The organism is Ferrovibrio terrae (assembly GCF_943371255.1).
Classification (GTDB): Bacteria; Pseudomonadota; Alphaproteobacteria; order Ferrovibrionales; family Ferrovibrionaceae; genus Ferrovibrio; species Ferrovibrio terrae_B.
On the sequence record NZ_CALRUC010000080.1, the window covers coordinates 1 to 20,857 of the forward strand.

Below are 20,857 nucleotides of genomic sequence, written 5' to 3' on the forward strand. Positions count from 1 at the left end.
CCGGCCAGCAGCAGGCCGATCAGGATGGCCGGGGTTTCCATCACCGCCGTCATGGCGACGAGATAGCCTTCATAGGGGATGTCGCGGCTGCGCAGGAATTCCGCCGCCGTCACGAAGGTGACGATGCTGATCGAGCCGTAATGGGCGGCGATGGCGGCGGCATTGACGCGCGGCTGGCGCCAGAGGCCGCGCAGCAGCGCAAAGGCGATCACCGGCAGGGCCAGGCTGAGGGCGAGGGCGGCGGCCATGGCACCGACCAGGGCCCAGCCGCTGGCGCTGTGCATCGCCACGCCGCCCTTGAAGCCGATGGCGAACATCAGATAGATCGCCAGCGCCTTGGCGGCGCCTTCGGGGATTTCCAGATCGGAGCGCAGGAAAGCCGCCACCGCGCCCAGCACGAAGGCGAGGATCATCGGCGACAGCAGGTTGCCGGCGGCGAGGCTGAGAAGGTCGGTCATGGCGGCGGGACAATGGCAAAAGCCCCGCCGGGGCGAAAGGGGTAAAACGCTACCGCGCGGCGGCGGCGGCGGGCTGGGCGGTCCAACCCATAAGCCGGGCTATCCCATAAGCCGGGCAACCCCATAAGCCGTCACCCTCGGGCTTGTCCCGAGGGTCCATCCCAGGCATCCACATCTCGGGAGCCCGCAGATGGACCCTCGGAATAAATCCGAGGGTGACGGTCTTTGTTGCTGTTGCGTCTATCCTTTTACGGCAGCAGCAGCGTCGAGCCGGTGGTCTTGCGCGCTTCCAGGTCGGTATGGGCCTGGGCGGCATCCTTCAGCGCATAGGTCTGCGGGATTTCCACCTTCACCTTGCCGCTTTTCACCACCTCGAACAGCGCCTTGGCCGAGGCCACCAGGTCGGCACGCTTGGCCGTGTAGGTGTTCAGCGTCGGGCGGGTGACATAGAGCGAGCCTTTGCCGGCCAGCGACGTGATATCGACCGGCGGCACCGGGCCCGAGGCATTGCCGAAGCTGACCATCAGGCCGAACGGCGAGAGGCAGTCGAGCGAGCCGGCCCAGGTATCCTTGCCGACGCCGTCATACACCACCGGCACGCCGGCGCCCTTGGTGAGTTCCTTCACCTTCTCGACGAAGTTCTCGGTGCGATAGTTGATGATGTGGTCATAGCCATGCGCCCTGGCCAGCTTGGCCTTGTCCTCGGTGCTCACCGTGCCGATCACGGTGGCGCCGAGCGCCTTGGCCCACTGGCCGAACAGCAGGCCGACGCCACCGGCGGCGGCATGGAACAGCACGGTATCGCCGGCCTTGATCTTGAACGTGCGCTGCACGAGATATTCCGTCGTCATACCTTTCAGCATGATGGCGGCAGCCAGCTTGTCATCGATTCCGTCAGGCAGCACCACGCAACGGTCGGCCTGCATCAGGCGTTCTTCCGAATACGAGCCGAGCGGGGCGGAGGCATAGGCCACGCGATCACCCACCGTGATATCGCTGACGCCCTCGCCGACCGCTGTCACCACGCCCGAGCCTTCGGTGCCCAGCGTGAGCGGCAGCGGCAGCTTGTACAGGCCGGTGCGGTGATAGGTGTCGAGATAGTTGAGGCCGGCGGCCGAGGTCTTGATGCGAATCTGGCCCGGGCCGGGAGATCCCACCTCGACCTCTTCCCATTTCATCACTTCGGGACCGCCAACGGCGTGAATGCGGATTGCGTGAACCATGATGCTGGATGCCTCGATCAGGACAGGTGTTGTTTGAAGAATGCGGCGCTGCGGCCATTGGCCAGGTCGGCCGCCGCCTTGTCGTAATGCTCGCCGCCAACGCGGGCGAAGGCATGGTCGTTGCCCTGGTATTCATGCAGGGTGATGGCGGGGTTGGCGGCCACGGCAGCCTTCACCTTGGCCTGGGCATCCTTGGGCACGAACTTGTCCTCGGTGGCGCAATGCATCAGCAGCGGCTTCTTGATGTTGCCGACTTCGCTTAAGTGGTCGGCCAGCATGACGCCGTAATAGGACACGGCAGCATCGACATCGCTGCGTGCCGCCATCAGGAAGGCGAGCCGGCCACCCAGACAATATCCAACGGTGCCGACCCTGCCGCCGGTGAGCTTGCGCAGACTGCTGAGCGAGGACTTGAGGTCTTCCACGCCATTGTCGAGGTTGAAGCCGCCGAACAGCGCAAAGGCCTTGTCCCAGTGTTCCTTGGTCTTGTCGGTGATGTCGATGCCGGGTTCCTGGCGCCAGAAGAGATCCGGGCAGAGCGCGACATAGCCCTGTTTCGCCAGGTCGTCGCAGATATCGCGCATCACCTGGTTGACGCCGAAGATTTCCTGGATGACCAGGATGCCGGGGCCTTTTCCGCCAGCAGGTTCCGCCAGGTAACCGCTGAATGTGCCGCCATCATGGGCGTTGATCGTGATGGTCTTCGCCATTGCGCGTTCCTCCTGTGTGATATCTCTGGATTTGTATGGCGCGGACTCTAGCGACTCCGCGGGCCGGCGATCAACCGCCGAGCGGCGGGATTCCCGCGGCCAGCACCATGTTCACGGTCTGGTTATCATCGGACAGCGGCAGCACCAGGCCTTCAAAGCGGTAGCGCTGTTTTGCCGTCAGCATGTCGCGGAACATGCGCAGCGGTTTGCGATGTACGACCGACCAGTCGATATAGCCGACCGCCGCGACACGGAATTCCGGATCGTCGAAATCCTCTGGGGTGCGGAAATCAGGTCCGAGATCGAACATCTGCTCGGTGCGACCACCGAGCACGCGCATGACGAAGCGGCCGGCACCCTGGCTGACATCGATCAGGTTGACCCAGCCGATGGCGGTGCGAAAGTCGATCGGATCGATATCGCTGCGCGCGGGTGCGATACGCTGTCCGCGCCGGCCCTCCCATGCGCCATAGAGCTGGCGCAGGATCGGGTGGTCGACACGATCCCTGGGATCGCCCATCTCCTCGATCGGCGTATAGGGCAGGTTACCCAGATACTGCGTGGCTGCCTGCACCGGCCCGTCTCCCATCCTGTTGGCTCAGGATGTAGGGCGCGAATGCCGCAGGCAAGAGAATACTGGGAATGAAGACCAGACCAGGCCGACCTGCCCGGAGGGCGCCGTCACGCGGCCGGGTGGCCGCACATCCGGCATACCCCCGTCACTGCTGTGCGCCGATCCTGGCGGCTGTCACCAGCCGGGCGTATTTCGCTGTCTCGCTGCGAATGAAGGCGGTGAAGTCTGCCGGTGTCGCCGTGGTTTCGATCGGGCTGCCGATCTTTTCGTGCAGGGCGATGATCTCCGGCATGCGCGCCACGGCAAGCGCGGCCTCGTTCAGCCGCGCCACGATCGGAGCCGGCAGGTTGGCCGGGCCCCACAGGCCGTTCCAGGATTCCAGCACCAGGTCGTCGCTGCCGTAGAGTTCCTTGAGCGTGGGCACATCGGGAAGTTGCGGCAGCCGGCGCGGCGCCGTGGTGGCCAGCGCCCGCACCTTGCCGGCATTGACTTGGGGCACGGCGGTGGAGGCGATGGGAAAGGCGAATTCCACGGTCTTGCTCAGGATGGCCGGCACGATTTCGACCGAGCCGCGAAACGGCACATGCACCACGTCGATGCCGGTGAAATTGGCGAAGCCGGCGCCGGCCAGATGCGCGGCGCTGCCAATGCCGCCGGAACCGTAGTTGAACTTGCCCGGCGCTTTTTTTGCTGCCGTCACCAGATCGGCGGTGCTGCGGAACGGCCCGTCTGCTTCAGCCACCATCAGCGTTGCCGCGGTGCTCAGTCTGGTGATGTGGGAAAAGCTGGTCATCGGCTCGAACTCGGCCTTTGGCTCCAGCAATTTCTGCGTCACATGCGACGAGGAGCCGAGCAGGATGGTGTAGCCGTCGGGCGCCGACTGGGCGGCGATCTGCCCGGCCAGAATCCCGCCGGCGCCTACCCGGTTGTCGATGATGACGCGCTGGCCCAGCACATCGCCCATCTTCTCGGCAAAGACCCGGGTCAGCACATCCGGCCCGCCGCCCGCCGCGTAAGGCAGGATCAGCTTGATCGGCTTGGCCGGATAGCTCTGGGCGCGCGAAAGCGCGGGCGCGGCAATGATGGCGACGCCGGTTGCGGCAAACTGCAGGGCAGCGCGGCGGGTCGGGCCGCGACGACGCATCGGGATGGTCTCCACGACGTTTCCTCCATGATTTTCCGCAAGCCTAGAGGCGGGCCTCTTGCCAGTAAATTATTGATATGGACTATATCCATAACCATTGGATATATCGCGATGTCCCGCACCGACCGCCTGCGCCTGCGCCATCTCCGCCTGCTCGATGCCGTCGAGACGGCCGGTTCGCTCAGCCGCGCGGCGCTTCAGCTGGGCCTGAGCCAGCCGGCGGCGACCAAGATCCTGCGCGAACTGGAAACGCTGGTCGGCAGTCCGCTCTATGAACGTCTGCCGCGCGGCGTGCGGCTGACCGAGGCCGGCCGCGCCGTGGTGGAGCGTCTGCGCATCGGTCTCGTCGCGCTGGACCGGGCGCTTGGCAGCGGCAAGGCCGCGCCGCGCCGGCGCATCACGGTCGGCGCTTTGCCGGTGGCGACGGTCGATCTGCTGCCGCAGGCGATTGCCGGGCTGATGCGCGATGGCATCGATTTCGATATCGAGGTCACCGAGGGTACGGTGCCGTCGATGCTCGCGGATCTGCGGAGCCGGCAGATCGACTGTTTCATCGGGCGTGTCGATGCCGCCACGCTGCGCGATCCGCCATTGGGCGATCTGTTTGCGACGCCGCTGCTGACCGAAGGTCTGTCATTTGCAGCGTCGCGCCGGCATCCACTGGCGCGTCGCCGGTCCGTTGCGCTGGCGGATATTGTCAAGGAATCCTGGGTGCTGGCACCATTGCCCAGCTTCACGCGGGTATTTGTCGACCAGCATTTCATCGATCACGGCCTGGAGCGGCCGCGGCCGGTCATCGAATCGCTATCCTTCCACACCAACCTGCAGATCGTCGGCCGTGCCGATCTTTTGACAGCGGTACCGTCTTCGGCGATCGCGCATTACAGCCGGCTCGGGCTGGTGCAGCGCCTGCGCGTCGATCACGAACCGGTGGCGACGCCGCTGCTGTTCCTCGCGCATCGCGAAACCATGGCGCTTCGTTCGCTGCAGCAGTTTGCCGCGGCCCTGCAGGCCGCCGCCAGGGACATCAGAACAGGCTGACCTGCTCGGAAGGCACATAGGCGCCTTCATGGCGCAGCAGCCAGCGCTTGGTGTCCAGCCCGCCCTTGCCGGAATAGCCGCCGGCATCGCCGCCGGCCGCGAGAATCCGGTGGCAGGGGATGATCACCGGGATCGGGTTGGCGCCGCAGGCGCTGCCGACCGCCCGGGAATCCACCACGCCGCTGCCGATGGCGGTGGCGGCCTCGCCGTAACTGCGGGTGCGGCCGGCCGGGATCGCCAGCATGAAATCCCACACCGCCTGCTGGAACTCGGTGCCGGCCGGCTCCAGCGGCAGATCGAAGCGGAATGTGCCGTCCTGGAAATAGGCGTCCAGCTGACGGGCGGCCTCGGCCAGCAGGGCCTGGGCTTCGGCGGGCGTGTCGAGCGGCGCCGGTTTGGCGCCCCGGCCGCCCCAGTCCAGCTTGACGATGGCGGCGGGCGTGGCGGTCACGGTCAGCGAGCCCAGCGGGCTGGGCAGGGTGAGGCTGTAGGTTGCGCGATTCTTCGACATGTTTCCGGTCCTTGGCAGGCGCGGGTGCTCTGGGGGTCCGAGGCTGGACTTGGGCGGTCAGGCCACTATGGTTACGCCCAAATTCCACACGTCAATAGCATGGCCGCATCGGCCGGAGATATCCGCTTATGGCACAGTCATCAGAGATTGTTCAAACGCCCGTCACCGTGCTGACCGGCTATCTGGGCGCTGGCAAGACCACGCTGCTGAACCGCATCCTGACCGAGAATCATGGCAAGAAATACGCCGTCATCATCAATGAATTCGGCGAGATCGGCATCGATAACGAGCTGGTGGTGGATGCCGACGAGGAAGTGTTCGAGATGAACAACGGCTGCATCTGCTGCACCGTGCGCGGCGACCTGATCCGCATCATCGAGGGCCTGTTCAAACGGAAAGACCGTTTCGATGCCATCGTTGTGGAAACCACTGGCCTCGCCGATCCCGGCCCGGTGGCGCAGACCTTCTTCGTCGATGAGGATGTGTCGCGCCGCGCCCGGCTCGATTCCATCGTCACCGTGGTGGATGCCCGCCACCTGCCGGCGCGCCTGAAGGACAGCCGCGAGGCCGAGGAACAGATCGCCTTCGCCGATGTGATCGTGCTGAACAAGACCGATCTGGTGACCCCGGCCGAGCTGGCCGAGGTGGAGCGTCGCATCCGCAGCGTCAACCAGTTTGCCCAGATCCATCATGCGACCAAATGCGACGTGGATCTCGCCAAGGTGCTGGATCGCGGGGCCTTCGATCTCAGCCGCATCCTCGACCTGGAACCGGATTTCCTGAAGCAGGGTCCGGCGCATGGCGAACCGGGCCATGTGCATGACGAGCATTGCGGCCATGACCATCACGATCATCACCATGGGCACAACCCGGCCCATGGCGAGGCCGGGCATGTGCATGACGAGCATTGCGGTCACGATCATGAGCACGATACGACCGTCAAAAGCGTATCGCTGACCGTGGATGCGCCGATCGATTCGCGCAAGTTCGATGCCTGGATCGGCGAGCTGCTGGCTGCCCAGGGCCAGAATATCCTGCGCAGCAAGGGCATCCTGGATTTCAAGGGCAGTGACAAGCGCTTCGTCTTCCAGGCCGTGCACATGATCAAGGATGGCGACTTCCAGCGCCCCTGGCGTGCCGACGAGAAGCATGTCTCCCGGCTGGTCTTCATCGGCCGCGATCTTGACCGGCCCGCGTTGCAGCAGGGCTTCGAATCCTGCCGCGCCTGAGTCGATCATCATGACTGTAAAGACAGCACCGGGCGCACAAATCGGTTTCCGCGCCTATATCTGGCAGTTCAAATCCGGCGTGGTCGCGGTAGCCGCCGCCGAGGCCGCCGGCCATGCGGGTTTCGCGCTGGGCGACGGTTCGATCGCGCTGCGCCCGTTTGCCACGCCCGATGCCGATACCACGCGGCGCCTGGTGGCGCATCCCGATGCGGCGCTGCTCTGCATGGCAGCCTCGCCCGATGGCCAGGGCTTCGTATCGGGCGGCGATGACGGCAGGGTGATGCTGACCACCGTGGCGGGCGAGGGCAGTGAGCTGGCGGTCGTGCCGCGCAAATGGGTCGAGCATGTCGCGGTCGCCGATAACGGCAGCGGCATCCTCTATGCAGCCGGCAAGCGCGTCGGCCTGCTGGATGCGCGCGGCGCGGCGATTGCCACCTTTGACGACCATCCCAGCACGGTCACCGGCATTGTTTTCAATCCGAAGGGCAAGCGCTTCGCCGTATCGCATTACGGCGGCGTCACCCTGTGGTGGGCCAAGGCCGAGGCGCAGCCGGCAAAACGGCTGGCCTGGAAAAGCTCGCATGTGGCGGTCACCTGGTCGCCGGACGGCAAGTTCGTGATGACGGCGACGCAGGAAAACGAGATGCATGGCTGGCGGCTCGCCGATTCCGCCGACATGCGGATGAGCGGTTATCCCACCAAGCCGCGCAGTTTAAGCTGGGCGCGCGATGGCCGCTGGCTCGCCACCAGCGGTGCCGAAGTGGTGGTGGTGTGGGACTGCAAGGGCAAGGGGCCGATGGGTTCGGCACCACTCGAACTCAGCCGCGGCGCGATTGTCACCACCGTGGCCTGCCATCCACGCCACGGGCTGATCGCCTCGGGTGATGTGAACGGCCAGCTCAAGCTCGGCCGCATCAACGACCAGTCGAGCATCGATCTTGAACGGCTGGGCAATGCGCCGGTGACGGCACTGAGCTGGAGTGCCGATGGACGCTACCTGCTGGCCGGTGCTGAGGACGGCACTGCCGGCATCCTGGATTTCGGAACCGCCTAGCGACTGACGCGTGCCGCCCGGGCAATGCGCAGCAACGCATCGCCGCAGGCGGCGGCCGCCGGCATGCCGGTGCTTTTCGCCATCAGCTCGGCATCGGTGAGGATTTCCAGCGCACGCATCAGCCGGTCGCTCGACCACAGCTTGGTCTGGCGCTCGAAACCGTCGCGCCGGGTCCAGTGCACGCCCAGCCGCTGCGGGTCCATGCGATTGCCGGATTCACGCCCGGCCGCCGCCAGATGCAGCTTCTGGCCATGCTTCTGCGCCACGCGCAGGATCGCCACCGGCGACTCGCCGGCGCCCTCGCAGCGGGTCAGGGCATCGGTCAGCAGATTGAAGTCGCCACCGAAGGCGGCAAAGGCGGCATCGTCGAGAAACAGCGTCGAGCTGTCGCCGATCACCGCCTCGCAGTCTTCCAGGCTGATCGGCGTGGCATCCTCGCCCTTGTACAGCAGCAGCTTGGCGATCTCGCCGCGCGTGATCATGCGGTCGGCGCCCAGGTTGTCCAGCAGGTAGGCCATGGCTTCCGGCGCGATCTTCTTGCCAGCTTCCTTGACCATGTCTTCGGCCAGGCCCTGCAAGACGCGCTGGTCGTCAGCATAGCAGCCGAGGGCGACGGCGATGGTCGAGTCCTCGAAGGCAACGCGTAGCGAAGACCGCGCGGTCAGTTCGCCGGCCTCGACCACGATCAGCGCATCGCCGGCGGGATCCTCGAAGAAACCGGCAAACAGCTTGCCGTTGCGGTCGCCCGCATTCGAGATCATCACCACGCGGCGGCCGCCGGTCAGGGCCATGGCCGCGGCCTCATCGGCCAGGCGAGCAGGGTCGTCCTGCAGCTGCGCGCCGGTCAGCGTGGCGACGCGGAAGGGATCGTTGAGATCTTCGCAGGCGCTTTTGGCGATGGCTTTGGCGCGCTCGCGGATCAGACCGGCATCACTGCCGAACAGCAGGACAGCGCGGATATCAGGACGGGGCCGCTTGACGAAGCCTTCGACCTCGCGCGTCGCCAGTTTCATGGTTGGGCCGGAGTCATGATTTGGTCTGGCGCTGCTGCTGGCGATCGAAGAAATTACCCAGCCGCAACCGGATCTGTTCGGCGGCATCGCGCAGGGCGCGTTCGCGAGCATTCTTCTCGCTCACCAGATTGGCATAGTCAGCCTGGGTCACGTTGTAGGAGGCCTGGCTGGTCGCTGACAGGGAAAACACCACCACGCCGCCCCGGTAATCGCGCAGATAGCAGGCCACCGACAATTGCAGATTGTTGCGGGTGATTTCCTCGCTGCGCGTCACGAAAACCGAACCAACCGATTCGGTAATGCGGTATTCAAGCAGATAGCTCGGCCGGTCCGGCGCGCCATACGGCGTCAGGATATCAAGCAGGTAATTGCGCAACTGCTGACTGACGCGGTCATCCGGCTGTGCAATGGCGATCTGGGCAAACTGCGGCACCGTGTCGCTGTCGCGATCCTGCCGGTACAGCGGCTTGAAGCCGCAGCCTGACAGCACGGCTGCCAGCAGGGCCGTGCAGAGGATGGTGCGGTACAGCCTAGACCACGACATTGACGATCCGGTTCGGCACGACGATCACCTTGCGCACCGGTTTGCCATCCATGGCGCGCACGACATTGTCGTTGGCCAGTGCGAGTTTCTCAAGGGCAGCCTGATCCATGTCGCGCGCAACTTCAATGGTGGCGCGCAGCTTGCCCGAGACCTGCACGGCAATCGTCACTGTTTCGTCGCGGGCCAGATCGGCATCGGCCACGGGCCATGGCTGTTCCAGCAGCATGCCGTCATGGCCGAGCGCCTGCCATATCTCCTCCGCCAGATGCGGCACCATGGGGCCGATCAGCTTGGCCAGGGCTTCCAGCGCCTCGCGGCGCGCCCAGGCGGTTGCGGCGTCTTCGCCCTTTGCCGCCTCCAGCAGATTGGCGAATTCATGGATGCGGGCGACGGCCTTGTTGAAATGGAACTGCTCCAGATCCTGGGTCAGCGCAGCAATCGTCTTATGCAGAGCGCGGCGCAGGTCCAGCGCTGCCTCGGGCCATTCGGCCGGCAAGGCTGCCGCCTTGGCCGCAATCGGGCCGCGCGGTTCGGCGATCAGGCGCCACAGACGCTGGGTGAAGCGCCAGGCGCCTTCGACGCCGGATTCGCTCCATTCCAGATCGCGCTCGGGCGGACTGTCAGACAGCATGAACCAGCGCGCGGTATCGGCGCCGTAGGTATCGATGATCAGGCCGGGGTCGATGACGTTCTTTTTCGACTTCGACATCTTCTCGGTGCGGCCGACTGTCACTGGTTCGCCGGTGACAATATGCACGGTCTTGTTGCCGTCCTTCTTCACCTCGGTCGGCTGCAGCCAGGCGCCAGCGGCATCCTTGTAGGTCTCGTGGCAGACCATGCCTTGGGTAAACAGGCCGGCGAACGGCTCGCCGCTCGGCAGCGAGACATGGTTGGTGTCGCGCAGCGCGCGGGTGAAAAAGCGCGAATAGAGCAGATGCAGGATCGCATGCTCGATGCCGCCGATATACTGATCGACCGGCAGCCAGTAGTCGACTTCGGCCTTCTGCATCGGCAGATCGGCGCGCGGGCTGCAGAAGCGGGCAAAATACCAGGACGAGTCGACAAAGGTGTCGCAGGTATCGGTTTCGCGCCGGGCTGCCTTGCCGCAGGTCGGGCAGTTCACATGCTTCCAGGTCGGATGATGATCCAGCGGGTTGCCCGGCTTGTCGAAGGTGACGTCGTCAGGCAGTTGCACCGGCAGGTCGGCTTCCGGCACCGGCACGATGCCGCAGCTTTCGCAATGAATCACCGGGATCGGGCAGCCCCAATAGCGCTGGCGGGACACGCCCCAGTCGCGCAGGCGGAAGGTGATGGTGCCTTCGCCGATCTTCAGTTCTTCCAGCTTTTTGATCGCGGCGCGCTTGGCGGCGGTGACATCGAGACCGTTCAGGAAATCAGAGTTGATCGCAACCGTGCCATCGGTCTCACTGAAGGCTTCTGTGCCGATCTCGATGGATGTCTCGCCTTTCGGTGCAACAACCGCCTTCACCGGCAGATCGTATTTGCGGGCGAAATCCAGATCGCGCTGGTCATGGCCGGGGCAGCCGAAAATGGCGCCGGTGCCATATTCCATCAGCACGAAATTCGCCACATAGACCGGGAGGGTCCAGCTTGGATCGAAGGGATGCAGCGCCTTGACCGGGATGCGATAGCCCTTCTTTTCGGCCTTTTCCAGTTCGGCTTCCGCCGTACCGGTCTGACGGCATTCCTCGATGAAGGCGGTCAGCTTTGTGTCGCTCTTCGCCATCTCGGCCGCCAGCGGGTGGTCAGCGGCAATCGCCACGAAACTGGCGCCATACAGCGTGTCAGGGCGGGTTGAATAGACCTCGATGGTATCGGCGCGGTTTTTCAGCGCGAAGGCAAAGCGTGCGCCCTCGGATTTGCCGATCCAGTTCTGCTGCATCAGCTTGACGCGTTCGGGCCAGCGCTCCAGTCCAGTTTGCAGTGTATCGAGTAAGTCATCTGCATAAGCAGTGATCTTGAGGAACCATTGCGACAGTTTGCGGCGCTCGACGATCGCACCGGAGCGCCAGCCGCGACCATCGATCACCTGCTCATTGGCGAGCACGGTATGATCGATCGGATCCCAGTTGACGAAGCTTTCCTTGCGATAGATCAGGTCGGCTTTCAGGAAATCCAGGAACAGCTGCTGCTGGTACTTGTAATAGCCGGGATGACAGGTCGCGAGTTCGCGGCTCCAGTCGAGCGACAGGCCCATGCGCTGCAATTCGGCGCGCATGTTGGCGATGTTGTCGTAGGTCCAGGCGGCGGGATGAACCTTCTTCTCCTGGGCGGCATTCTCCGCCGGCAGGCCAAAGGCATCCCAGCCCATCGGATGCAGCACGTTGAAGCCGCGGGCGCGCTTGTAGCGTGCGACGACGTCGCCCAGTGTGTAATTGCGGACATGGCCCATATGGATGCGTCCCGACGGATAGGGAAACATCTCGAGCACATAGTATTTCGGGCGCTTGGGATCGGCTTCAGCGCGGAAGGCCTGTTGTTCGGTCCAGACGGCCTGCCACTTGGTCTCGACCGCCTTGGCATTATAGCGGGACATAAACGGTTCCGATGTTAGACGACTACAGAGGTGGCCGGTGCCGGCAACTGTCCCGTGCGGGATCAGCGCCGGGCTTCAGCTTCCATGCGGAATTCACGGGCACGCTGCAGGATCGCGTTTTCCATGCTGATGGCCGTGTTCGGTGCTGCTGCCTGATCGGCCCAGTTGTCGCCCTGCCGCACCTGGCGGAATACAGCAACGCGCAGGCCGTCGGCACGCAGGGCACGGTCAAGAATGTAAACCGTCACCTTGAAGCGCTCGCCCGGCGTTTGCGGCGGGGTATACCAATCCGTGATGATGACACCACCGAAAGGATCGGCCGAGACCAGCGGCATGAAGGAAACGGTGTCGAGTGTGGCGCGCCACAGGAAGCTGTTGACGCCGATGCCGCCGCCGCCGGTGCCTTCGTCCTTCTTGTTGCCAAACAGGTTCAGGCCGCCAGACCCCCAGATCGTTTGCCGGTCTGCATTTGGCGAGGGGTCATAGCTGTTGCCATAGCCCTTCTCCGGATAATAGGTCTGGGTCTGGCCGTCGCCTTCGGCGGCGCAGCCGGTCAATGCAAGCAGGGCCGTGGCCATGGCCAGGCCGGCCCAGCGAGTCCGGATCGGACGATAAACAGCCATTGCGGCCAACCTCCAAAAATACTCAAGCGCGCTGGATACCATGAATTGGCTTTTCAGGCCAATCGCCGGCTGGCTTTTGACACGGGTTGCAACAGGATCGTGTCGATCGCAACCGGCGCGGTTCAGGAGCGAGATTTTTATCATAACGAATTGTATTAAAAAGAAAACTTTACCTCATTCTCGCCGGCGCGCCGCAATAAACTGCTTAAGACGGCCTTCGGCCTCGGCGATGACGGGGTGCCATGTGCCGGGTCTTTGTTGTCGCAGCAGGGTCAGGCTGCTGTACCAGGGCGACTGGTCGGTATCACGAAACCAGTACCACTGAAGTCCATAGGTTGCCGGCAGCAGCACCAGAGTTGGCACGCCGAGTGCCCCGGCAATGTGGGCTGCGGTGTTGCTCACGGTAATGACCATGTCCATGGCAGCGATCTGGGCGGCCGCGGGGTCGGTCGGCCCCAGTGGATTCACGCTGCTATCATGCAGGATATCAATGCCGAACTTGCTGCGCATTTCGGCCAGGGCCGGCTGGGTATAGCCATATTGCAGGTTTACAAACGTGACCCCCGGAGTCTGCAGGATCGGCAGCCAGTCGGCCAGAGCTGTCGATTTCTGCCGCGCGCGCGCAGCCTTGCCGCTGTCCCAGGAGATACCGACCAGGAGGTTGCCGGGCTGCCGGCTCTCATAGCGTTGCCGCAGGGTGTCGCGCAGGCCAGGATCGGGCTGCAAATAGGCCGCCTGGTTTCCGAAACTGGCCGAATCGGGGCGCAGCAGGGCGGTCAGGTCTGCCAGGGGCATCTGCAAGTCGATGCCGGGCAGGTCTGTCCGCGTGGTTGTCGTCACATCCCTGATCGGAAGATCGGGAAACCGACGTTGGAAAAGCGGAATATTTCTCGGATTACAGCCGAAAATAAAATCAAAGCCAGCCTTGCGAGCATCCGGCAGCACGCTGGCGAGCAGGATTTCGTCGCCGATTCCCTGCTCGGTCCAGAGCCAGAAGGGCTTTTTCGGCCGCGTTCCGGGGGCAAGCGAGGGTAATCCGAGCTCGCGGCGCGGTGTATTCCAGGCGGTCGGCGGCAACCGCCAGCGTGCGCCGTAATAGGGCCAGCCTTCCTCGAAGCGGCCATAGCTGAGGCAGACCAAGGCCCGCATCCACAGGATTTCGGGTGCCGGATTCTGCGCGATGAGCTGTCGGCTCAGGTCGTCAAAGCCTTCCCACTCCCCAGCCTGCGCCAGGGTAATGGCAAGGTTCAGGCCAACACTGCCATCTAGCGGGTAATCCCTATGAATATCCCGTAAAACTAGAATCGATTTTTCAATATCCCCGCATTCGTTAAGCAATGTTGCATAATCAATTCTTGCAGATAGTAGTTCATTATTTTTTTCAATCAAAAATTGTAATTCGGACAATCCCTCATTAACTTCCCCAAGCCGGAATCTGCAGACGGCAAGCAGATGAAGCAGGGGGGGGTGGTTGGGTTTCAGCGGTTTTAAAGCCGTCAACAGGACGCGGGCAGGGGCGTATTGCCCCTGGTCGTATAATGCGATTGCGTCACGCCACATCCGGGCGGGATCGTGCTTCATGACCGACCTCAATCGAGCCTTGCTTCTCATAGAATGCCCGTTCCCGGCTGCCAAGTGCGGTGTGGCGCATTGGCAACACAGCGGGCAAAAGCGCGCGGCAAGCAGTTGCTTAAATTGACACTTGCGCCGGCGTAATGGCTACATGACTGCGGTCATTCAGCCCCTGCAGGCTGTTTGCTCATTGCTAGTGACTAGCACGTCAACCCTTAATCCCGGTGGGAGAGGAAAAGTGGAAATGAAGAAGACTCTGCTTCTGCAAACTGCCTTGGTAGCGGCTGCCGGCCTGTTCGTGGCCGATGTCGCCTCCGCGCAGGTGAAGGCCGAGCCGATCAGCGTGTCGCTGGGCGGCTTCATGGAACAAAACTTCAAGATTCAGGACAAGGGCACCAACGCCAATACCTCTCAGCAGGCTGAGAGTGATATGACGTTCGGCCGTCCGAACACTGAAATCTGGTTCAACATCCGCGCGGTGCTGGACAACGGCCTGAAGGTCGGTGGCCGCGTCGAGCTGGAAGGCGCGACCTACGGCGACCAGATCGACGAGTCCTATGCCTGGTTCGAAAACGACTCCTACGGTCGTATCGAAGTGGGTTCGACCGACCGCGTGTCGTCGAAGATGAACTACTTCGCCCCGGCCGCGATCCCGGGCATCGGCACCACCGCTCCGGCGGAAGCCTCGGCTGCCCGTATCTCCCCGCTGATGTGGTATCGCAACAGCGGCAACGACGTGCAGGGTATCAACGTCTATACCGCCTCGAACCGTTATTTCGGATCGAAGGTCGGCAAGGGCCTGATGCTCGGCGTGTCGTATGTCCCGGATGGCTGTGAAGACGACAGCGTGCTCGGTACTGTGAGCTCCAACAGCGACACCACGACCGGCGCGCTGTCCAATGCTCTGACCTCTTGCGGCCAGGGTGCGGGCACCAGCCCGTTCGGCACCAAGACCTCGGGTAACCTCAAGGATATGCTCCAGTTCGCTGGTAACTATCTTGAGAGCTTTGGTGCCTTCGATGTGGCTCTGTTCGCCTCTTACAATCGCACCAACGTTGAGCAGCGCGCTACGTCGGCCTCCGGCACCAACGGCAACTCCTTCCTCAAGGGTGCCAATGGGCTGACCGGCTATGCGCTGGGCACCACGATCACCTATAACGTCGGCGACGGCTCGACGCTGCAGGTCGGTGGCGGTTACCGCAACGAGGAAGTCTTCGCTGTTCGTGCCCCTGGCGCGACGGTGAACACGATCCTCGGCAAGGAAAGCGCTTACACCGCTGGTATCAAGTACCTGACCAACGGCGCGGCAGCGGGCTCGATCGGTATCGGTGCTGACTGGTGGACGGGCAGCAATGTGGTTGGCGCAGGTGCGTCCAACGTGGCCGGTTCCGACATGGACTACTATGGCCTGGGCCTGACCTATCAGCTGGCTGCGGGCATCCTGCTCTATGTCGGCGCGGGCATTGTTGACTATACCGATCAGGTCAAGACCACCTCGACTGGCGATTACAAGCAGACCTTCGGTCAGACCGGCTTCGTGTTCAACTTCTAAGTCGAACACCAATCTGTTCGGAGAGGGGCCGGGAAACTGGCCCCTTTTCTTTTTTGTGAAACTGGTGTGACTTTCCGGTCTTGTGACTGCGGTTACAGGTTTTGATGGCCGAATAGCCACACCCGGGAACCAGTTTCCGCCCAAAGGCCTGAAATGACAGGCCTTGAATTGACAAAATCCGGTCCGGCGCGCATGTCTCATCCGGCTTCCAGCGGGAAGCACCAGTGCGGCCACCCGACGATGCTGACACCATCCTCAAACAAAGGACCCACCGGATGAAAAAGACTCTCCTCTTGCAAACTGCCCTGGTTGCGGCTGCCGGCCTGTTCGTGGCCGATATCGCTTCCGCCCAGGTGAAGGCCGAGCCGATCAGCGTCTCGCTGGGCGGCTATATGAACCAGGCCTTCAAGATCCAGGACAAGGGCACCAACGCCAATGCCACCCAGCAGAACGAGGGTGATATGACGTTCGGCCGTCCGGATACCGAAATCTGGTTCACCATCCGCGCCGTGATGGATAACGGCCTGAAGGTCGGCGGCCGCGTCGAGCTGGAAGGCGCGACCTATAGCGACCAGATCGACGAATCCTATGCCTGGTTCGAGCATGACGCCTATGGTCGCGTCGATATCGGTTCGACCGATCGTGTGTCGGCCAAGATGAACTATTTCGCGCCGACTGCCATTCCTGGCATCGGCACCAACTCGCCGAACGAGCTGACGGCAACCCGCATCAACCCGCAGATGTGGTACCGCAACAACGGCAATGACTCGCAGGGTATCAACGTCTACACCGCTTCGAACCGCTACTTCGGCTCGAAGGTCGGCAAGGGCCTGATGCTCGGTGCGTCTTACGTGCCGGATGCCTGCGAAGACGACAGCGTGCTTGGCACGGTGACGAACAACGCCGATGGTGCCGCTTCCGGCAGCCTGTCGAATGCGCTCAGCTCGTGCAACCAGGGCAGCGGCTCCAGCCCGTTCGGCACCAAGACCTCGGGTAACCTGCGCGATCTGACGCAGTTCGCCGGCAATTATATCGAGAGCTTCGGTCAGTTCGACGTGGCGCTGTTTGCCTCGTATACGATGACCAACATCGAGCAGCGCGGCGTGTCGGCCTCCGGTGTCACCGGCAACTCGTTCCAGCCGGGCGTCAATGGTCTGAGCGGTTACTCGCTCGGCACCACGGTGACCTACAATGTCGGTGACGGCTCGACCGTTCAGCTGGGCGGTGGCTTCCGCAGTGAAGAAGTGGCCATCACCCGCTCGACGGCCGGTGTGGTGCAGATCGATCGTGAGCAGGCCTGGACCGCTGGCCTGCGCTACCTGACCGATGGCACCCGTCCGGGCTCGATCGGCGTCGGTGCTGACTGGTGGACCTCGAAGAATCCGGTCGGCCCGAACACCTCGAACAATATCGCAGGTGCCGACATGGACTATTACGGTCTTGGCCTGACCTATCAGCTGGCGGCAGGCATCCTGCTCTATACCGGTGTTGGCGTGGTGGATTACACCGATGCCAACCAGGCGACCAGCACGGGTGACTACAAGCAGACCTTCGGCACGGCCGGTTTCCGCTTCGACTTCTAAGTCGGGCGAAACGTCTGTTCGGGAAGGGGCCGGTTTACCGGCCCCTTTTCGTTTTCGGGGGGCGCGTCTTTCAGAGCAGTACTGCGAGGGCCAGCAGCAGTACGATGGCCCACAGGGCCCAGAGCAGCGGACGGCGCCGGCGCGCATTGGCCAGCGCCTGGGTTTCGGCCAGTGCGGCTATGCTGGCCGGGCTGAGTTGCAGGCCTTCGGCCTTGGTCGTTTCCGCCAGGGCCTCGAGATCGCGCGCCACCTGCGGCAGCTTGCGGGCGAAGTCGAGCAGGCTGCTGGCGGTTTCCTTCAAATAGGCCTCCGGGCCCATATGCTCGCGTGCCCAGGCCTCGATCACCGGACGGGCCGCATTCCAGAAATTGATTTCCGGGTCGAGGCTCCGCGCAACACCCTCCACCGTCACCATGGTCTTCTGCAGCAGCAGCAGATGGGTCTGGGTCTGCATGCCGAAGGTTTCGGTGATCTGGAACAGCTGCGCCAGCAGGCGGCCGATCGAAATCTCCGCCACCGGCCGGTCCAGGATCGGTTCGCCGATCGATCGGCAGGCCTGGGCAAAGGCATCGACCGAGCGGTCGGCCGGCACGTAGCCGGCTTCGAAATGCACTTCGGCGGCGCGACGCCAGTTGCCCGTCAGGAAGGCCCCCAGCATTTCTGCCATGAAGCGCCGGGTCTTCAGGTCGAGCCGGCCCATGATGCCGAAATCGACCAGTTCCAGCCGCCCATCGGCCGCCACGAACAGGTTGCCGTGATGCATGTCGGCATGGAAATAGCCATCGCGCAGCGCCTGTTTGAGGAAGACGCGGATCACGCGATCGGCCACGCCCGTCACATCGATGCCGGCGGCGATCAGGGCCTCGCGATCTTCAATGGCAATGCCGCCGATCCGCTGCACTGTCATCACGCGGCGCGCGGTGCGCTGCCAGTCGATGGCGGGCACGATGACATCGGCATCATCGATGAAGTTGTCGCGCAGTTCCGAAGCTGCAGCCGCTTCAAGTCGCAGATCGAGTTCAATGGCAACCCAGTCATGCAGTGCGGCGACCACCTCGCGCGGACGCAGGCGCGCCATGCCCGGCAGGTGCCGTTCGGCGGCATCGGCCAGCCAGGCGAACAGGGCAAGATCGCGGGCAAAAGCCAGTTCAACGCCGGGGCGCAGGATCTTTACGGCGACGGGCAGGCCTTCCGTGGTGTTGGCCAGGTGAACCTGCGCCACGCTGGCGGCGGCCACGGGCTCGATCTCGATATCTGCAAAAACCCGCTCGGGCGGCACGCCCAGCTCCGCACTCAGGATTGCATGCGCCTGTTCCCAGGGAAACGGCGGCAGTTTGTCGCGCAGGCGGCCAAGATCCTCGGCAATCGCCGGGCCGACGATGTCGGGCCGTACCGAAAGCACCTGCCCGAGCTTGATGAAGCTGGGGCCAAGATCGCCCAGTGCCGCGGCCAGCCGTTCACCGGGCCGCAGATGCGGTTGCCTGCGGCCGAAGACGCGACCGAAAATATCCAGCGCCACTTGCGCGCCGCGCGGGGTGAACGCCGACTCGCGCAGCAGGAACAGCGCATCGTGGCGCGCGAAGCAGCGGCCGATGGCAAACAGGCGAAGCAGGTGGCGCAGATCGGTCAGCACGTCAGTCGGCACCGGGTCAGATACGGCGGGCTGAATGCATGGCGGCGATGCCGCCGGTGAGATCGCGCACCGCCACATTGCGGAAGCCGGCGGCCTCGATCATGGCGGCGAAGCGTTCCTGACTGGGGAAGCGGCGGATGCTTTCCACCAGATAGCGGTAGGAATCGGCGTCATCGGCGACAATACCGCCGATTTTCGGCAGCAGGTTGAAACTGTAGATGTCATAAATCTTGGCCAGCGCTGGGTTGCGCACGGTGGAAAATTCCAGGCAGAGGAACCGTCCGCCGGGCTTCAGCACGCGATACGCCTCGGCCAGCGCCGCCTCGATATGGGTGACATTGCGGATGCCAAAAGCGATGGTATAGGCATCCACCGAGCGGTCGGGCAGGGCTAGTTTTTCGGCATCCATACAGGCCCAGGTCAGGCGGCCGAGGCGCGCCTGGTCGATGGCGCGGTTGCGGCCCTGTTCCAGCATGGACGCGTTGATATCGGCCACGATCACGTTCGATTGCGGCGCGCGGTCGAGAATGCGGAAGGCGATGTCGCCGGTGCCGCCGGCCACATCCAGCACGGTGATGGCGCCATGCGGGTTGAGCCAGTCGATCATGGCGGCTTTCCACAGCCGGTGGACGCCGCCCGACATCAGGTCGTTCATCACATCGTAGCGGCTGGCGACCGAATCGAAGACCCCGCGCACCAGGCGCGCCTTGTCGCCTTCCGGCACGCTGCGGAAGCCGAAATGGGTCTCGTTTCCCGGATTGCTGTTCCGGGTCGGATCAGGCTGGCTCATGGCGGCAGACCATAGCCGAAATGGGCCCGGAACGGTATAGAGACAGCCCAGAGGATCGTCATGCCTGAACTGCCCGAAGTGGAAACCACCCGCCGGGGCCTGGCCCTGAAACTGGAGGGCCGGCGCATCACCCGCATCGAGGCGCGCCGTCCTGATTTGCGGTTTCCGCTGCCGAAGAATTTCGCCAAATCCATCCAGGGCCGCCGGGTCGAGGCGCTTGAGCGCCGCGCCAAATACATCCTGGTGCGGCTCGAGGGCGATCTGGTCTGGCTGATCCATCTCGGCATGTCGGGCCGCATGGTGATCCGTGCCGGCTGGCCCAACGATATCGGCCCGCATGATCACGTGATCTTCGCCACCGAGGATGGCTCGGCCGTCACCTTCAACGATGCGCGCCGCTTCGGCATGATGGATCTGGTGCCGGCGGCGAAACTGGGCACGCATCGCCTGCTCGCCGGGATCGGGCCGGAACCGCTGGACGATGCCTTCACGGCAGCGGTGCTGCTGCACGCATTGCAGGGCAAGAAGACGCCGATGAAGGCAGCCCTTCTGGATCAGACTGTGGTGGCCGGCCTGGGCAACATCTATGTCTGCGAAGCCCTGTTCCGCGCCGGCATCAGCCCCGAAAAACTGGCTGGCAGCGTGAAGGCCGACAAGCTGGAAAAACTGGTGCCGGCGATCAAGGCGGTGCTGGGCGAGGCGGTCGAGGCCGGCGGGTCGTCGCTGCGTGACTATGTACAGTCCGATGGCGAACTCGGTTATTTCCAGACCCGCTTCCGCGTCTATGACCGCGAGGGCGAGGCCTGCGTGACCTGCAAGGCCAAGGTGCAGCGGATCGTGCAGTCCGGGCGCTCGACCTTCTTCTGCAAACGCTGCCAGAAGTAGCGATTCTCAGGTCCTCCAGGGCTTCCAAAAAGCGCCCCGACCTGCCAAATTCCCGGCCATGTTCCGCCCCGGCTGGAGGTGTTTCCCGGTCCCGGCGCTAGCTGCACTTTTCGTCCTGGCCACACCCCTTATGGGCGGTGTCGTCATCGGCGGTCTGGCGC

General features: G+C 63.5%; 19 protein-coding genes. 6 read left to right on the forward strand and 13 right to left on the reverse strand.

Features of this window, described 5'->3' with window-relative positions; translation table 11 throughout:
- From AAG799_RS15850 to AAG799_RS15870, 5 genes are all read right to left on the reverse strand, one after another.
- On the reverse strand, positions 1 to 458 hold a 458-nt coding region (locus tag AAG799_RS15850; protein ID WP_341897634.1), incomplete at its 3' end, for a sodium-dependent bicarbonate transport family permease.
- 248 nt (positions 459 to 706) lie between these two features.
- A complete protein-coding gene (locus tag AAG799_RS15855; protein WP_341897636.1) occupies positions 707 to 1,681 on the reverse strand; it encodes a quinone oxidoreductase in 975 nt (324 codons plus the stop codon).
- Between the two features lie 17 nt (positions 1,682 to 1,698).
- The gene (locus tag AAG799_RS15860) at positions 1,699 to 2,391 is read right to left on the reverse strand and encodes a dienelactone hydrolase family protein (RefSeq protein ID WP_341897638.1); all 693 of its coding nucleotides are present in this window, start codon (positions 2,389 to 2,391) and stop codon (positions 1,699 to 1,701) included.
- 70 nt (positions 2,392 to 2,461) lie between these two features.
- Positions 2,462 to 2,965 (reverse strand): PAS domain-containing protein, encoded by a 504-nt coding sequence (locus tag AAG799_RS15865; RefSeq protein ID WP_341897640.1) that lies wholly within the window; start codon positions 2,963 to 2,965, stop codon positions 2,462 to 2,464.
- A 145-nt stretch (positions 2,966 to 3,110) separates the two neighbouring features.
- Positions 3,111 to 4,109: a tripartite tricarboxylate transporter substrate binding protein gene (locus AAG799_RS15870; protein WP_341897642.1), complete on the reverse strand. Its 999-nt coding sequence runs from the start codon at positions 4,107 to 4,109 to the stop codon at positions 3,111 to 3,113.
- 111 nt (positions 4,110 to 4,220) lie between these two features.
- On the opposite strand from AAG799_RS15870, the gene AAG799_RS15875 reads away from it, so the two are divergent.
- Positions 4,221 to 5,150 (forward strand): LysR family transcriptional regulator, encoded by a 930-nt coding sequence (locus tag AAG799_RS15875; RefSeq protein WP_341897643.1) that lies wholly within the window; start codon positions 4,221 to 4,223, stop codon positions 5,148 to 5,150.
- On the opposite strand, the gene AAG799_RS15880 is transcribed toward AAG799_RS15875, so the two are convergent.
- Positions 5,137 to 5,661 (reverse strand): methylated-DNA--[protein]-cysteine S-methyltransferase, encoded by a 525-nt coding sequence (locus AAG799_RS15880; protein WP_341897644.1) that lies wholly within the window; start codon positions 5,659 to 5,661, stop codon positions 5,137 to 5,139. The genes AAG799_RS15875 and AAG799_RS15880 overlap by 14 nt on opposite strands.
- Before the next feature lie 128 nt (positions 5,662 to 5,789).
- Here AAG799_RS15880 and AAG799_RS15885 point away from each other — a divergent pair, with 128 nt between their 5' ends.
- Positions 5,790 to 6,890, forward strand: a complete 1,101-nt coding sequence (locus AAG799_RS15885; RefSeq protein WP_341897645.1) for a GTP-binding protein — start codon at positions 5,790 to 5,792, stop codon at positions 6,888 to 6,890.
- Positions 6,891 to 6,900: 10 nt separating this feature from the next.
- The gene (locus AAG799_RS15890) at positions 6,901 to 7,944 is read left to right on the forward strand and encodes a WD40 repeat domain-containing protein (protein ID WP_341897646.1); all 1,044 of its coding nucleotides are present in this window, start codon (positions 6,901 to 6,903) and stop codon (positions 7,942 to 7,944) included.
- On the opposite strand, the gene holA is transcribed toward AAG799_RS15890, so the two are convergent.
- The 5 genes from holA to AAG799_RS15915 form a co-directional block, all read right to left on the reverse strand.
- Positions 7,941 to 8,957 (reverse strand): DNA polymerase III subunit delta, encoded by a 1,017-nt coding sequence (gene holA, locus AAG799_RS15895; protein WP_341897647.1) that lies wholly within the window; start codon positions 8,955 to 8,957, stop codon positions 7,941 to 7,943. The two genes, AAG799_RS15890 and holA, sit on opposite strands and share 4 nt — an antisense overlap.
- A 13-nt stretch (positions 8,958 to 8,970) precedes the next feature.
- Positions 8,971 to 9,501, reverse strand: a complete 531-nt coding sequence (gene lptE / locus AAG799_RS15900) for an LPS assembly lipoprotein LptE (protein ID WP_341897648.1) — start codon at positions 9,499 to 9,501, stop codon at positions 8,971 to 8,973.
- On the reverse strand, positions 9,488 to 12,058 hold the full coding sequence (leuS, locus tag AAG799_RS15905) for a leucine--tRNA ligase (protein ID WP_341897649.1): 2,571 nt from the start codon (positions 12,056 to 12,058) through the stop codon (positions 9,488 to 9,490). Before leuS ends, lptE begins: the two co-directional genes overlap by 14 nt.
- A gap of 62 nt (positions 12,059 to 12,120) precedes the next feature.
- Complete coding sequence (locus tag AAG799_RS15910; RefSeq protein ID WP_341897650.1) at positions 12,121 to 12,681, reverse strand: DUF3576 domain-containing protein; 561 nt, start codon at positions 12,679 to 12,681, stop codon at positions 12,121 to 12,123.
- Between the two features lie 174 nt (positions 12,682 to 12,855).
- Positions 12,856 to 14,262 carry a hypothetical protein gene (locus AAG799_RS15915; protein ID WP_341897651.1) on the reverse strand — a complete coding sequence of 469 codons (1,407 nt, stop codon included), beginning with the start codon at positions 14,260 to 14,262 and terminating at the stop codon, positions 12,856 to 12,858.
- Between the two features lie 235 nt (positions 14,263 to 14,497).
- Between AAG799_RS15915 and AAG799_RS15920 the strand changes: the two genes are divergently transcribed.
- Both AAG799_RS15920 and AAG799_RS15925 read left to right on the forward strand, forming a co-directional pair.
- On the forward strand, positions 14,498 to 15,805 hold the full coding sequence (locus tag AAG799_RS15920; protein ID WP_341897652.1) for a porin: 1,308 nt from the start codon (positions 14,498 to 14,500) through the stop codon (positions 15,803 to 15,805).
- Between the two features lie 275 nt (positions 15,806 to 16,080).
- The gene (locus AAG799_RS15925) at positions 16,081 to 17,388 is read left to right on the forward strand and encodes a porin (protein WP_341897653.1); all 1,308 of its coding nucleotides are present in this window, start codon (positions 16,081 to 16,083) and stop codon (positions 17,386 to 17,388) included.
- 70 nt (positions 17,389 to 17,458) lie between these two features.
- Here the strand turns inward: AAG799_RS15925 and ubiB are convergent, their stop codons facing one another.
- Complete coding sequence (gene ubiB / locus AAG799_RS15930) at positions 17,459 to 19,033, reverse strand: 2-polyprenylphenol 6-hydroxylase (RefSeq protein ID WP_341897654.1); 1,575 nt, start codon at positions 19,031 to 19,033, stop codon at positions 17,459 to 17,461.
- Positions 19,034 to 19,037: 4 nt separating this feature from the next.
- Entirely contained in the window at positions 19,038 to 19,811 is a 774-nt protein-coding gene (gene ubiE / locus AAG799_RS15935) for a bifunctional demethylmenaquinone methyltransferase/2-methoxy-6-polyprenyl-1,4-benzoquinol methylase UbiE (protein WP_341897655.1), read from the reverse strand.
- 60 nt (positions 19,812 to 19,871) lie between these two features.
- On the opposite strand from ubiE, the gene mutM reads away from it, so the two are divergent.
- Positions 19,872 to 20,696: a bifunctional DNA-formamidopyrimidine glycosylase/DNA-(apurinic or apyrimidinic site) lyase gene (mutM, locus tag AAG799_RS15940; RefSeq protein ID WP_341897656.1), complete on the forward strand. Its 825-nt coding sequence runs from the start codon at positions 19,872 to 19,874 to the stop codon at positions 20,694 to 20,696.
- Positions 20,697 to 20,857: the final 161 nt, after the last annotated feature.

What these genes read in the sequence shown, in the direction of transcription:
- AAG799_RS15855 (WP_341897636.1), bottom strand. Translation starts at nt 1,681, where the DNA reads ATGGTTCACGCAATCCGCATTCACGCCGTTGGCGGTCCCGAAGTGATG.
- AAG799_RS15860 (WP_341897638.1), bottom strand. Translation starts at nt 2,391, where the DNA reads ATGGCGAAGACCATCACGATCAACGCCCATGATGGCGGCACATTCAGC.
- AAG799_RS15870 (WP_341897642.1), bottom strand. Translation starts at nt 4,109, where the DNA reads ATGCGTCGTCGCGGCCCGACCCGCCGCGCTGCCCTGCAGTTTGCCGCA.
- AAG799_RS15875 (WP_341897643.1), top strand. Translation starts at nt 4,221, where the DNA reads ATGTCCCGCACCGACCGCCTGCGCCTGCGCCATCTCCGCCTGCTCGAT.
- AAG799_RS15880 (WP_341897644.1), bottom strand. Translation starts at nt 5,661, where the DNA reads ATGTCGAAGAATCGCGCAACCTACAGCCTCACCCTGCCCAGCCCGCTG.
- AAG799_RS15885 (WP_341897645.1), top strand. Translation starts at nt 5,790, where the DNA reads ATGGCACAGTCATCAGAGATTGTTCAAACGCCCGTCACCGTGCTGACC.
- AAG799_RS15890 (WP_341897646.1), top strand. Translation starts at nt 6,901, where the DNA reads ATGACTGTAAAGACAGCACCGGGCGCACAAATCGGTTTCCGCGCCTAT.
- holA (WP_341897647.1), bottom strand. Translation starts at nt 8,957, where the DNA reads ATGAAACTGGCGACGCGCGAGGTCGAAGGCTTCGTCAAGCGGCCCCGT.
- lptE (WP_341897648.1), bottom strand. Translation starts at nt 9,501, where the DNA reads ATGTCGTGGTCTAGGCTGTACCGCACCATCCTCTGCACGGCCCTGCTG.
- leuS (WP_341897649.1), bottom strand. Translation starts at nt 12,058, where the DNA reads ATGTCCCGCTATAATGCCAAGGCGGTCGAGACCAAGTGGCAGGCCGTC.
- AAG799_RS15910 (WP_341897650.1), bottom strand. Translation starts at nt 12,681, where the DNA reads ATGGCTGTTTATCGTCCGATCCGGACTCGCTGGGCCGGCCTGGCCATG.
- AAG799_RS15915 (WP_341897651.1), bottom strand. Translation starts at nt 14,262, where the DNA reads ATGAAGCACGATCCCGCCCGGATGTGGCGTGACGCAATCGCATTATAC.
- AAG799_RS15920 (WP_341897652.1), top strand. Translation starts at nt 14,498, where the DNA reads ATGAAGAAGACTCTGCTTCTGCAAACTGCCTTGGTAGCGGCTGCCGGC.
- AAG799_RS15925 (WP_341897653.1), top strand. Translation starts at nt 16,081, where the DNA reads ATGAAAAAGACTCTCCTCTTGCAAACTGCCCTGGTTGCGGCTGCCGGC.
- ubiE (WP_341897655.1), bottom strand. Translation starts at nt 19,811, where the DNA reads ATGAGCCAGCCTGATCCGACCCGGAACAGCAATCCGGGAAACGAGACC.
- mutM (WP_341897656.1), top strand. Translation starts at nt 19,872, where the DNA reads ATGCCTGAACTGCCCGAAGTGGAAACCACCCGCCGGGGCCTGGCCCTG.